The organism is Gemmatimonadota bacterium, assembly GCA_016713785.1.
GTDB lineage: Bacteria > Gemmatimonadota > Gemmatimonadetes > Gemmatimonadales > GWC2-71-9 > JADJOM01.
The window spans coordinates 149,352-162,895 of record JADJOM010000001.1 but is presented as its reverse complement, the minus strand read 5'-3'; the positions used below and the strand labels follow the sequence as shown (position 1 = coordinate 162,895).

6 protein-coding genes are annotated in these 13,544 nt (G+C 73.5%); 3 read left to right on the top strand and 3 right to left on the bottom strand.

Annotated features, from left to right (window positions below; all coding sequences use genetic code 11):
• Nucleotides 1-3: 3 nt before the first annotated feature.
• A complete protein-coding gene (locus IPJ95_00655; protein MBK7922138.1) occupies nt 4-3,291 on the bottom strand; it encodes a PAS domain S-box protein in 3,288 nt (1,095 codons plus the stop codon).
• Nucleotides 3,292-3,458: 167 nt separating this feature from the next.
• On the opposite strand from IPJ95_00655, the gene IPJ95_00650 reads away from it, so the two are divergent.
• Both IPJ95_00650 and IPJ95_00645 read left to right on the top strand, forming a co-directional pair.
• Nucleotides 3,459-5,600, top strand: a complete 2,142-nt coding sequence (locus tag IPJ95_00650; protein ID MBK7922137.1) for an acetate--CoA ligase family protein — start codon at nt 3,459-3,461, stop codon at nt 5,598-5,600.
• Nucleotides 5,597-7,225: an NAD-dependent malic enzyme gene (locus IPJ95_00645; GenBank protein MBK7922136.1), complete on the top strand. Its 1,629-nt coding sequence runs from the start codon at nt 5,597-5,599 to the stop codon at nt 7,223-7,225. Before IPJ95_00650 ends, IPJ95_00645 begins: the two co-directional genes overlap by 4 nt.
• A 9-nt stretch (nt 7,226-7,234) precedes the next feature.
• Here IPJ95_00645 and ugpC read toward each other — a convergent pair whose 3' ends face one another.
• Nucleotides 7,235-8,323, bottom strand: a complete 1,089-nt coding sequence (gene ugpC / locus IPJ95_00640) for a sn-glycerol-3-phosphate ABC transporter ATP-binding protein UgpC (GenBank protein MBK7922135.1) — start codon at nt 8,321-8,323, stop codon at nt 7,235-7,237.
• An 18-nt stretch (nt 8,324-8,341) separates the two neighbouring features.
• Here ugpC and IPJ95_00635 point away from each other — a divergent pair, with 18 nt between their 5' ends.
• Entirely contained in the window at nt 8,342-9,694 is a 1,353-nt protein-coding gene (locus tag IPJ95_00635) for a beta-glucosidase (protein ID MBK7922134.1), read from the top strand.
• A 13-nt stretch (nt 9,695-9,707) separates the two neighbouring features.
• Here the strand turns inward: IPJ95_00635 and IPJ95_00630 are convergent, their stop codons facing one another.
• On the bottom strand, nt 9,708-13,538 hold the full coding sequence (locus tag IPJ95_00630; protein ID MBK7922133.1) for a glycosyl transferase: 3,831 nt from the start codon (nt 13,536-13,538) through the stop codon (nt 9,708-9,710).
• Nucleotides 13,539-13,544: the final 6 nt, after the last annotated feature.

Genomic DNA, 13,544 nt, shown 5'->3' with positions numbered 1-13,544 from the left:
ACATCATCGGACCGCCTCCGCGGCGGGCGCCGGGTGGGCGTCGAGGCACTCCCGCACCCTGCGTCCGAGCTCGGCGGCGGTCCAGGGCTTCTCGAGGAAGCTCACCAGCGGGTCGGTCAGGATCTCGTGGGCCACGGTGCTCGCCGAGTAGCCGCTGGCCAGCAGGAACGGTGTGGGGCACTGCCGCTGCCGCAGTTCACGCAGCAGGCCGGCGCCGCCGAGGCGGGGCATGATCATGTCGGACACGACGAGGGCCACCTGGTCCCGGTGCAGGTCGTACACCTCGAGGGCCTCGATCCCGTTGGCCGCGGCCAGCACCTGGTAGCCCATCCGCTCGAGCAGGCGGGTGGCCGCGCGCCGGAGGGGCGGCTCATCCTCCACGAGGAGGATCGTCTCGTGGCCGGTGGCCAGCCCGGGGAGCGGTGGCACGGGCGCCGCCGCGGCCTCCTCGCTTACCGCGGCGATGGGGAAGTGCAGGCAGACCGTGGAGCCCTCGCCCGGGGCGCTGAAGATGTCCACGAAGCCGCCGTGCTGCTTCATGAGGCCGTACACCATCGCCATCCCGAGTCCGGTGCCGCGACCCGGGCCCTTCGTGGTATAGAACGGCTCGAAGATCCGGTCGAGGGTGTGGCGGTCCATGCCCTGGCCGGAATCGCTCACCACGATCTGGACCGTCTGGCCGGTGGGGGCCGCGTCCCAGCGGCGGCTGGGGCGCGGGTCCGCGGAGGCGGTGGAGCCGCGCCGGGCGGTGAAGACCAATGACCCGCCCGCGGGCATCGCATCCCGGGCGTTGGTGGCCAGGTTGAGGAGCATCTGCTCGATGGCCCCGCGGTCGCCGAGGACGGGGGGCAGGCGCTGGGGCACCTCCATGCGGACGTCGATGGACTCGGGCAGCAGGCGGCGCAGGGTGGCCAGCAGCTCGGGGAGGATGCGCCCCAGGTCCACCGGCCGCAGCTCGATCAGCTCCTGGCGGCTGAATGCGAGGAGCTTGTGCACCAGCTCGGCGCCGCGCGTCCCGGCGGTGGCGATCTCCTCGAGGTAGCCGACCGGGGCCCCGCCGGGCGCCAGCTCGGTGCGCAGCAGTTCCGAGTTGGCCAGGATCACGCCGAGCAGGTTGTTGAAGTCGTGCGCGATGCCGCCGGTCAGCTGCCCGACCGCCTCCATCTTCTGGGCCTGGCGCAGCTGCTCCGCGAGGCGGTGCTCGTTGGTGATGTCGCGCTGCAGGCCCACGTAGTTCACTACCCGCCCGGCGGCATCGCGGATCGGCGAGATCACCGCGTCCGCGAGGTACACGCCGCCGTCCTTGCGCCGGTTGCGCAGCGGGCCCTTCCACGGCTGCCCGGCACGCAGGCGTCCCCAGAGGTCGGCGTAGAAGCCCGCCCCCTGCTCGCCGCTCTTGAGGATGTTCGGGTTGCGGCCCAGCACCTCCGCGCGGCTGTACCCGGTGATCTGCTCGAACGCCGGGTTCACGTAGACGATGCGCGGCTCCATGTCCGTGATGATGACCGCCTCGGCCGACTGGGTGACGGCGGCGTTGAGCCGGGCCAGGTCGGCCTCGCGGCGGACCCGTTCGGTCACGTCGGTGGCGAGCACCAGCTGCGCGGGACGGCCCGCGAACCGTATGTCGTGCGCGGCGACCTCCACCTGCACCAGGTCGCCGTTGCGGCGCCGGTGGCACCACACGCCGCCGGCCGGGGTGGCGCCCTCCGGGCGGGTGAGCGCCCGGCCCAGCGCGGGCCGGTCGTCCGCAGGGCGGATGTCCTCGATGGTCATGGCCAGGAAGTCGGCCCGGCTGAACCCGTAGGTCCGGACCGCCGCGTCGTTGACCGCCAGGAACCGGAGGGTGTCGGTGTCGTACACCCACATCGGCTCCGGGTTGGCGTCGAACAGCAGGCGATAGCGTTCCTCCGAACGACGGAGGTCGTCCTCCGCGCGCCGGGCCGCGGTGACGTCCACGCCGACCAGGATGGTCCCGCCCGGGTCGCCTTCGTGCGGCGCGAAGGTGGTGGTGCTCCAGCCGAGGATGCGGTCCTCGCCGTCCGGCAGCTCGATCTGCGCCTCCACGCTCTCGCGGCCCGTGGTGGCGGCGAGCTCGGCGACCGTGCGCCAGGCGCGCGCGGCATGGGGTGCGGGTGGCTGGTCCGGGTCCATGTGGCGCCCCAGCACCTCCAGCCGGGTGCAGCCGAAGTAGTGCTCGGCCGAGCGGTTCCACTCGAAGATCACGCCGCCGGGCCGGATGCCGATGGCCACCGCGCCCTGGGCATCGAACACCCGGCGCAACCGCCCCAGCGCCTCGCGATGCTCCGCCGCCCGGGTCGCGATCGCGTCGGAGCGGCGCCAGCGCCACAGGCCGAACCCGAGCCCCGTGAGCGCCAGGACCAGCCCCACGATCACCAGCTCGAGCGGGGTGGCCTGGTCATCCACCGCGCGCTGCACCTCGGCGTTCGGGACCGACGCGACCAGGCGCCAGGCGGTCCCCTCGATCCGGCGGGAGACCTCCAGGAGCTCGGTCCCCGTGCGGCTGCGCAGCACGACCGGCGTCCCGTCGCTCCCGGCCGGCGGCGGGTCCTGCACCGCGCCGGCGACGACGACGTCGGGGCCCAGGGGGCTCACCGCGACCGACACGCCGCCGATCTCCTCGATCAGGACCAGGGCCGTTGCCGGGGGCGCCAGGGAGCGCGACGCGAGGAGCGAGTACAGGTGCGGGGCGGGATCGATCGCCAGCACCACCACGCCGAGGTGCCGGCGATCCTCCGTGACGTCTGCGGCGAAGCAGGCCATCCGACGCCCGTCCACCAGGGCCGTGAAATGCGGGCCGGAGCCCGCCCGCAGCGCGGCGACCGCCATGCCCCCGCATGCCGCGGCCCCGGCGGCGCGGCCGTCGGCGCTCGCGGTCAGCCGGGTGACCCCCTCGTGGTCGAGCACCAGGGCCGCCTCGTAGCCGTGCGCCACCAGGACGGTGCGGAACACCTCGTCCAGGTGGTGAGCGGCGGCTGGATCGGGGGTGCGGTGTCCGAGATACCGGATCAGCGACGGGAAGCGGGACAGCACCGCGGCGTCGGCCGACACGTGCCGGATCACGTCGTCGATCGCGGAGCCACGGTCCTCCGCCAGGGCGCTCAGGCGGTCCCTCCACCCAACCATGCCCGCCGCACGCTGGCGGGGCACCATGGTGGTCAGCACATAGCCCAGGATGCCAAGCAGCCCGAGGCCGCACAGCGCCACCACGCCCGGGACCCGGGACGGGGCTCTCAGGGGGCGGTCGGTCGCAGTGTGGTGGGGCTCGGTCATCGGTACATTTCCTGTCTGATTTCCGGCGGGGGCTCCATGTTCTATGATCGACCCCGGCAGGGAAGGCCTGAGGCGATTGGCGTGAAGCCGCCTTCATGACGGCGTCACCGGTGGCTCAGCCCGCGGCATTCACTTTCCACCACCTCCTGCGCCCGAACGGATGGCCGATGTCGCGCTCGCTCGACCCGATCCTTGCCCCCCGGACCATCGCCGTGATCGGCGCGTCCCGGGCCCCGAACACGATCGGCCACCAGATCCTGGCCAACCTCGTCACCTACGGGTACACCGGCACCGTCTACCCCGTGAACCCCACGGCCCCGGCCGTGCACGCCATGAAGGCGTGGCCCTCGGTGACCGCCCTGCCCGAGGTGGTGGACATGGCGGTGGTGTGCGTGCCCAAGGGGGCGGTGCCGGGGGTGGCGGAGGAGTGCGGCCGGCAGGGGGTGCGGGGGCTGGTGGTCATCAGCGCGGGATTCCGCGAGGTGGGCGGGGCGGGGGTGGAGCGGGAGCAGGCGCTGGTGGAGATCTGCCAGCGCCATGGCATGCGCCTCGTGGGGCCCAACTGCATGGGGGTGCTCAACGCCGACCCGGCGGTGTCGATGAACGCCACGTTCGCGCCCAGCATGCCGCCGTTCGGGCATGCGGGCTTCGTGAGCCAGTCGGGCGCGATGGGCCTCTCGGTGCTCGATTACGCGCAGGAGTACGGCATCGGGATCGCGCAGTTCGTGTCGATGGGCAACAAGCCGGACGTGAGCGGCAATGACGTGCTGCTGCATTGGGAGCACGATCCCGCGATCGGCGTGATCCTCATGTACGTGGAGAACTTCGGCAACCCGCGGCGGTTCCTCGAGATCGCGCGCCGGGTGACGCGCGTGAAGCCGATCATCGTGGTGAAGTCGGGCCGCTCGCGGACGGGCGCGCGGGCGGCGAGCTCGCACACCGGGGCGCTCGCCGCCAGCGACACGGCCATCGACGCCCTGCTGTCGCAGGCCGGGGTGCTGCGGGCGGAGAGCGTGGAGGAGCTGTTCGACCTGGCCATGGCGTTCGGCGGGCAGCCACTGCCGCGGTCGCGCCGGGTGGCAGTGGTGACCAACTCCGGCGGCCCGGGGATCATCGCCGCCGACGCGCTGGAGGCGCGGGGCATGACCGTGGCCGAACTCGACCCGGTGACCGTGACCCGGCTGAAGCCCCTGTTCCCGGAAGAGGCCTCGCTGCGCAATCCGCTCGACATGATCGCCTCGGCCACCCCGCCCGGGTACCGGGCCGCCCTCGACGCGCTGCTCTCCGACCCCGGGGTGGACGGAGTGATGTCGATCTTCGTCCCGCCGCTGGGCGTGCGGCAGGCGGATGTCGCGGAAGCCATCGTGGCCGCGAAGGCCGGCCACCCCGACAAGCCGGTGCTGGCGGTGCTCATGGGGCGCCAGGGCCTGCCGCAGGGCAAGGCGGAGCTGCACGCGGTGAAGATCCCGGCGTACATCTTCCCTGAGTCGGCGGCGCGCGCATTGTCGGCCATGTGCCGCCACCGCGAGTGGACCGAACGGCCCGAGGCGGCGGTGGAGGCGCTCCCGGTGGAGCGGGCCCGCGCGGATCGGGTGGTGGCGCTGGCCCGGGCCCGGGGCGCCACGCGGCTGGACGAGCTCGAGGCGCTGGAACTGCTCACGGCGTACGGCATCCCCACCGCGGGCGCGCTGCTGGCCCGCAGCGCCGACCAGGCGGTGCGCGCCGCCACCCAGCTGGGCTTTCCGGTGGTGATGAAGATCGTGGCCCCCGCCATCATCCATAAGAGCGACGTGGGGGGCGTGCAGGTGGGCGTGGGCGGCGTGGACGAGGCGTACGCCGCGTGGGACCGGATCATGGCCGGGGCGCGCGCCGCGCACCCCGACGCGGCAATCACCGGCGTGCTGGTGCAGGCGATGGTACAGGGCGGGCGGGAGCTGATCGTGGGCATGAGCCGCGACCCGTCGGTCGGGGCGCTGCTCATGTTCGGCCTGGGCGGCACCCTGGTGGAAGTCCTGGGCGACGTGGTGTTCCGGCTGGCCCCGATCCACCGGCTCGAGGCGCGCGACATGCTCCATGGCATCCGCGGGGTCCGGCTGCTCGGCGCGGTGCGCGGGGCGCCCCCCGCCGACCTGGCCGCGCTCGAGGACGTCCTGCTCCGGGTGTCGCAGCTCGCTACCGACTTCCCCGAGATCAGCGAGATCGACCTCAACCCGGTGCTCGCCTTCGCCGACGGCGCCTGCGCGGTGGATGCGCGGGTGATGCTCTCACCGCTTGCCGATCCCCTCCCCCCCGACCCGGCGCACCCATGACCGACCGCCGCCCACCGATCGACTACCTGCACGACCCGCGGCTCAACAAGGGGACCGGCTTCACCGACGAGGAGCGGGACCGCCTCGGCCTGCGCGGCCTGTTGCCGCCCCGCGTAACCACCCAGCGGGACCAGCTCGAGCGGGTGCTGGAGAACTTCCGCCGCAAGCCGTCGGCGCTGGAGCAGTACATCTACCTGATCAGCCTGCAGGACCGCAACGAGCACCTGTTCTACCGCACCGTGATGGAACACGTCGAGGAGATGATGCCCATCATCTACACCCCGACCGTGGGCGAGGCCTGCGTGCGGTTCGGGCACATCTTCCGGCGGCCCCGCGGCCTGTACATCACGGCGCGCGACCGGGGCCGGGTGCGCGAGGTGCTCGCCAACTGGCCCGAGCCGGACGTGGCCATGATCGTTGCCACGGACGGCGAGCGGATCCTGGGTCTCGGCGACCTCGGCGCCAACGGCATGGGCATCCCCGTTGGCAAGCTGGCCCTCTACACCGCCTGCGCCGGCGTGGACCCGGCCCGCTGCCTGCCGGTGGCCATCGACGTGGGGACCGACCGCGCCGACCTGCTGGCCGACCCGCTCTACCTGGGCCTCCCGGAGCGGCGGCTGCGCGGCCCGGCGTACGACGAGCTGCTGGAGGAGTTCGTGGCCGCGGTGCAGGAGGTCTTCCCGCGGGCGGTGATCCAGTTCGAGGACTTCGCCACCGAGAATGCCGTGCGCCTGCTGGCGCGCTACCGCGACCGCGCCTGCTGCTTCAACGACGATATCCAGGGCACGGCGGCGGTGGCGCTGGCGGGGCTGCTCTCGGCCACCCGCATCACGGGCCAGCGGCTGACCGACCAGCGCGTCCTGTTCCTCGGCGCCGGCTCCGCGGCGATGGGCATCGCCAGCCTGATCGTGGCCGCCATGCTGCGGGAAGGGCTCACCGAGGCGGAGGCGCGGCAGCGCTGCTGGCTGGTCGACGAACACGGCCTGCTCACCGCCGACCGGCCTGGCCTCACGGAGTACCGGCGCCCATGGGCCCACGCCCACGCTCCGGTGCCGGACCTGCTGGGCGCGGTCGAGGCGCTGCGGCCCACGGCGCTGATCGGCGTCTCCACGGCGGCCGGCGCGTTCACCGAGGCGGTGATCCGCGCCATGGCCCGCCACCGCCCGCGGCCCGTCATCTTTCCGCTCTCCAACCCCACGAGCCGCGCCGAGTGCACGGCCGAGGAGGCGTACCGCTGGTCAGAGGGGCGGGCCATCGTGGCGAGCGGGAGCCCGTTCGGGCCGGTGACACTCGGCGGGCGCACCTTCACCCCGGGCCAGGGCAACAACGCGTACATCTTCCCCGGCGTGGGGCTCGGGGTGATCGTGGCCGGCGCGCGGCGGGTGACCGACACCATGTTCTACGCCGCGGCGCGGACGCTCGCGGGGCAGGTAAGCCCGGACGCCCTCGAGGCCGGGCGGCTCTTCCCGCGGCTCCGGGACATCCGGAGCGTCTCGGCGCTGATCGCGGTGGCCGTGGCGGAGGTGGCGTACGAGGAGGGGCTGGCCAGCGTGCCGCGGCCGGCGGATCTCCGCGCGGCGGTGGAGCGCTCGATGTACGACGCGACGTACCCGACCTATCCCTGAGCGGGGGGCTCAGCCCACCCGCGCGTCGGTGACCCCATCGAACCAGTGCAGCGCCTCCGGCGGCACGGCCAGCTCGATGGTGGCCCCGCGGCGGGCGGTGGCGATGCCGTCGAGGCGCGCCGTGAGCGGCACCCCGGCGGCGTCCAGCGTCAGGATGGTCTCGCTGCCCAGGGGTTCCACCTCTCCCACCTGCGCCACGATCGCGCCCTGCCCCGCCGGGCGGAGCGCAAAGGACTCCGGTCGCACCCCCAGCACCATGGGGTGGCCCGCGGGGCGATCGGGGCGGTGCCCGGCCGCCGCGAGGGGCAGCCGGAACCCGTGCGACTCACCGACGAAGGCCTCGCCCTCCAGCCGGCCCCGCACCAGGTTCATCGGCGGGCTGCCGATGAAGGTGGCCACGAAGGTGTTCACCGGCCGCTGGTAGATCGCGAGCGGCGCGTCGACCTGCTGCACCCGCCCATCCTTCATCACCACGATCCGGTCACCCAGGGTCATGGCCTCGACCTGGTCGTGGGTCACGTAAATGGTGGTGGCGTTGAGCCGGCGGCGGAGCGCCGCGATGTCGCGGCGCATCTGCACCCGCAGCTTGGCGTCGAGGTTGGAGAGCGGCTCGTCGAACAGGAAGACCTGCGGCTGGCGCACGATGGCGCGACCCACCGCCACCCGCTGCCGCTGGCCCCCGGAGAGCTGCCGCGGCTTGCGCTCGAGCAGCTCGTCGAGGCCCAGGAGCCGGGAGGCCTCCGCCACGCGCCGGGTGATCTCCCCCGCTGGCAGCTTCCGCAGCGTGAGGGCAAAGGCGAGGTTCTCCCGCACCGACATGTGGGGGTAGAGGGCGTAGTTCTGGAACACCATGGCGATGTCGCGGTCGCGGGCGGCCACGTCGTTGACCACCCGGTCGCCGATGCGGATGGTGCCGCCGGAGATCTCCTCGAGGCCCGCGATCATGCGGAGCGTGGTGCTCTTGCCGCAGCCCGAGGGCCCCACCAGCACCACGAACTCCCCGTCGGCCACCTCGAGGGAGACGTCGTGCACGGCCACCTGCTCCCGGCCCGATTCAACGTATATTTTGCGGACCGCCTCCAGCAGCACTCGGGCCATCTGACCACCCCTGCGAGAATGTCCGACACCTATCGCTTCCCCGACGGCTTTCTCTGGGGGGCCGCCACCTCGGCCTACCAGATCGAGGGCTCTCCCCTGGCCGACGGGGCGGGGCTCAACATCTGGCACCGTTTCTCCCGGACTCCCGGCATGATCACCGGCGGCGACACCGGCGACATGGCCTGTGATCACTACCACCGCACCGCCGCCGACGTGGAGCTGATGCGGGCCCTCGGCCTCACGGCCTATCGCTTCAGCGTGGCCTGGGCCCGGGTCCTCCCCGAGGGGCGGGGCCGGGTCAACCCGGCGGGGCTTTCCTTCTATGACCGCCTGGTGGACCAGCTTCTCGCCGCGGGGATCCGGCCCGCGGTGACACTGTACCACTGGGACCTGCCCGCCGCCCTCGATGATCAAGGTGGCTGGCTCAACCGCGACATCGCCGGCTGGTTCGCCGAGTACGCCGACGTGGTGGTCCGCACCCTGGCCGACCGGGTGGCCCTCTGGACCACCCTCAACGAGCCCTGGGTATCCGCCGACGGCGGCTACCTCTACGGCGTGCACGCCCCGGGGCACAAGTCGCTCTTCGAGGCGCCGCTCGCCAGCCACAACCTGCTCCGCGCCCACGGCGCGGGGATGCAGGCGATCCGCGCCGCGGGTGGCCGGCAGGCGGGACTCGTGGTCAACCTCGAGCCCAAGTACCCGGCCTCGGACCGGCCCGAAGACGTTGCCGCCACCCGGCGGGCCGAGGTGTACATGAACCGGTACTACCTCGACCCGGTCTTCCACGGCGCCTATCCCGACGAGCTGCGCGAGGTCTTCGGTGAGGCCTGGCCGGCGTTCCCCGCCGCGGACTTCGACCTGATCCGGCAGCCGCTCGACTACCTCGGCATCAACTACTACACCCGGTCGGTCACCTGCCACGACCCGTCGGTGTGGCCGATGCGTTTCGGCCGGGTGCGCCAGCCCCAGCAGACCTACACCGAGATGGACTGGGAGGTGTATCCCCAGGCGCTCACCGACGTGCTCGGCTGGGTCACCGCGCGGTACGGGCGCATCCCACTCTACATCACGGAGAACGGTGCGGCCTTCGCGGACGCGCCCGCCGCCACCGGTCCCGTGGTGGACGATCCGCTCCGGGTGGACTACTACCGCGGGCACCTGCGCGCGGCGCACCAGGCCATCCGGCAGGGCGCGGACCTGCGCGGGTACTTTGCCTGGTCGCTGCTCGACAACTTCGAGTGGAGCTGCGGCTACGCCCGCCGCTTCGGGCTGTACCACGTGAACTTCGCCACCCAGCAGCGCACCCCGAAGGCGAGCGCGCGGTACTACGCCGAGGTCATCCGCACCCATGGGGCGTCCCTGGCCGGCTGACGCCCCTCCCGGCTCACCGCTCCCGGTAGGCCGGCCCCACATCCTCTCCCAGCACCACCCGCACCGTATGGCTCCGGCCGTCCTTGAGCAGCGGGAGCCAGACCGCGCCGTCGCGTACCTCGGCCGCCGCGTCATCCACGGTGGCCACGGTGCGCTCGGGTCGCCGGGGTGACTGCTCCACGCTGATCTCGTAGCTGGTCGCGCCGCCAGGCAGCCGGTAGTGGATGCTGTAGCCCGGCCACTCGGCGGGGATGCAGGGGCGCAGCGCGATCTCCTCGCCCCGCACCAGGGTGAGGCCGAGCACCGACTCGAGCGCCACCCGGAACATCCAGCCCGCCGAACCGGTGTACCAGGTCCATCCGCCGCGGCCGAGGTGCGGCGCCACGCCGTAGACGTCGGCGGCGATGACGTAGGGTTCCACCTGGTAGATGCGCACGTCGCCCGGGGTGCGGGCGTGGGTCACCGGCGAGAGCATCTCGAGGAGCCGGGCCGCCCGGTCGGTGCGGCCCGCCTCGGCCAGCGCCCGGACCGCCCAGAGGGCGCCGTGGGTGTACTGCCCGCCGTTCTCGCGCACGCCCGGGAGGTACCCCTTGATGTAGCCGGGGTCGTGGGGGGTGCGGTCGAAGGCCGGGGTCAGGAGGCGGATGATGCCGTCACGCTCGGAGACCAGGTGGTCCTCCAGCGAGTTGAGCGCCTGCGCGGCCCGATCGGCGGGCGCGGCGCCGGACAGCACCGCCCACGCCTGCGCGATCGCGTCGATCTGGCACTCGTCGCTCTTGGCGGAGCCGAGCGGGGCGCCGTTGTCGTACCACGCCCGGCGGTACCAGGCGCCATCCCAGCCGTCGGCATTGAGCGCCGCGCGGAGCCGCCCCTGGTAGTCGCGATACCGGACGACGCGCGCGGCGTCGTCGCGGGCCGCCGCCAGCGGCAGGAAGGCGTCGAGGATGTGGTAGAGAAAGAACCCCAGCCATACGCTCTCGCCCTTCCCCTCGCGGCCCACCCGGTTCATCCCGTCGTTCCAGTCGCCGGTGCCCATGAGCGGGAGGCCGTGCACCCCGCGGGTGAGCGAGCGGTCCAGGGCGCGGCAGCAGTGCTCGTACACGGTTCCCGACTCGCCCGCCTCGGTGGGGAGGAAGAAGGTCTCGTCCTCGCCCGGGTGCAGGGCGGGGGCGGTGAGGAACCGGGCATCCTCGTCGAGCACGGAGGTGTCGCCGGTCTGCTGCACGTAACCCGCCGTGATGGACGGCAGCCAGAGGAGGTCGTCGGAGAAGCGGGTACGGATCCCCTTGCTGAGCGGGGGGTGCCACCAGTGCAGCACGTCGCCCTCGACGAACTGGTGCGAGGCGTGGAGCACGATCTGGCGCCGGGTCAGGGCCGGATCGAGGTAGACCAGCGCGGCGGTGTCCTGCAGCTGGTCGCGGAAGCCAAACGCGCCACCGCTCTGGTAGAATGCGGAGCGGCCCCACACCCGGCAGGCGAGGTTCTGGTAGGCCAGCCAGCCATTGACCATCAGGTCGAGGGGCTGTGAGGGGGTCCGGACCTGGACCCGGCCGAGCAGGTCGCGCCAGAAGGCCACGATGCCGTCGAAGGCGCCGGTGACCGCGGCCTCGCCCTGGTAGCGGCGCAGCAGCGCGCGCGCGGCGTCACGCCCCGGCGCCTGGCCCAGCAGGAAGACGCACTCGGCGCTTGCGCCCGGGGCGATGGTGAGCGCCACCCGGGAGGCCGCGCAGGGATCGAGGCCGGCGCCGGCCCGGCCCTCGAGCGGGACGCCCGCCAGCACCGCGGCCGGGCGGGAGGGATCGCCGCCCTGGCCGAGGAACTCGGCGCGGTCGGCGGTGGTGTCGAGGAGCGCGGCGCCGGCCAGCGGCAGCACGGCCGCGAACGCGATGCGCGCCGAGAACTCCCCGTTCCATGGGTTCATCGCGAAGAGGGCGCCGGTGGCCGGGTCGCGCTCGGTGACGACATACCGCGCGGTGTCCTGGCGCAGCCCGCCGAGCACCCACTCCGCGTAGTGGGTGAGCTCCAGCTGTCGCGCGGTGCGGCCCAGGTTGGCCACCCGCACCCGCACCAGCTTCACGCCGTCGTGGCGCGGGACGAAGCTGGTGACGGTCTGCTCCAGCCCGTCGCTCCGGTGCTGGTGCACCGTGTAGCCGAAGCCGTGGCGCACCTCGTAGTCACCCGGCCCGGGGACGGGCCCCGGCGTCGGGGACCAGACCCGGCCGCTCGCCGGGTCGCGCAGGTAGAGCGCCTCGCCGTGCGGGTCGCCGACGGGATCGTTGCTCCACGGCGTGAGGCGGTTCTCCCGGCTGTTGCCGCTCCAGGTGTACCCGGCGCCGCCCTCGGTGACGAGGAAGCCGAGTTCCTCGTTGGCGATCACGTTGGTCCAGCTGAGGGGCGGACGCTGGTGCGTGCCCTTGGCCCAGGGCAGGCGGATGACGTACTCCCGCCCATCGGCGGAGAAGCCGCCGAAACCGTTGAAGAACTGGAGCGGCTCCGGCCGGCTCTGCTCGCGCGGGGTGGGCGCCACGTGGGGCCGGGGGGCGGGAGCGGGCGGGGCGGCCGGGGTGGCGGCCCGGGCCTGGCCCATGGTGTGGCAGGCGGTGCGCGCCGCCAGGCGGTGCAGGTCGGCCGGCACCTCCACCGCGTGGCGCAGCAGGGTGACCGAGCCCTGGCCCCGCGCGGTGGGGAGGTTGAGCTCGCGCACCTCATCCAGAAGCACCAGGTAGTCCACCGGCACCCCGATGGCCCGCCAGTAGTTCACCACGCGGGCGAGCCCGATCGCTCCCAGGCGGTCGGCATCGGTGGAGACCCGCGCCAGCACCAGCGGATGCCGCCCCGAGAGCCCCAGCGCCCTGAGGTCGGCCACCAGGAGGGGGCTGGGCGCGGGCAGCGCAGCGCCGGGCTCCGGCACCACCCCGCCATAGCAGAGCTCACCCGTGAGGTGCGGGAGCTGCTGGCGCCAGGCCTCGGTGAGGCCGGCGGCGTGCAGCGCTTCTGCCGCCCGCGCGGCGGCCGCCGCGAATACCAGGTCAACGCCCTCCGGTCCCAGCACGAGGCCGCCGAGCACGGCCTCGCGGTCGTGGCCGGCGGCGAGCAGCGCCGCCAGGCGCACCGATCCACCGGCCGGGATGGTGACGTGGCGCCGCAGGGCCAGCACCGGGTCGAGCACGTTGCCGGTGGTGCCGGAGAGCCGGGCGCCGGGCTCCAGCGCCGCGGGATGCTGCACGCCCCGGCCCCGGCCGATGAACCGCGCCCGGTCCGTCTCCCATTCGGCGCGGGGCGGGCGCGTGGCGCCCGCCAGCTGCAACCCGTGGCCCAGGTACACCGGGCGCTCCGAGGGGCTGCGGGGGCGGCGGCGCGCCAGCAGGGCCTCGGCGCCGGGCACCTGCTCCGTCTGGACGAACAGCTTGGAGAAGGCGGGATGCCCGGCGTCGGCCGCGGGGTGATTGAGCGCCACCTCCACGTAGCTGGTCACCGCCACCCGTCGCGGCGTGACCGCGTGGTTGTAGAGGGTGAGCACGCGCAGCTCCCGGTCGGCCCCGGGGTCCACGCACACGTCGAGCCGGGTGCTCACGTCCCCATCGTGCCGCCACACCCGGGCCCGGCCGCGTCCGGCCTCGCCGCCGCCGCCGTCCGGAGCGCCACGCATCGGCGAGGTCCCGGCGCTCCACGCCAGGCCCCGGTCGAGGTCCTGGATGTAGAGCAGCACCCCTTCGGCGTCGCGGGTCCGGTCGCGGCTCCAGCGGGTGAGCGCCAGGTCGTCGAAGAGCGAAGCGCCGGTGCCGGCGCCTGACAGGATCACCCGGTACCGGCCATTCGACAGCAGCGCTGCGCGGGGTGTCACGGACAC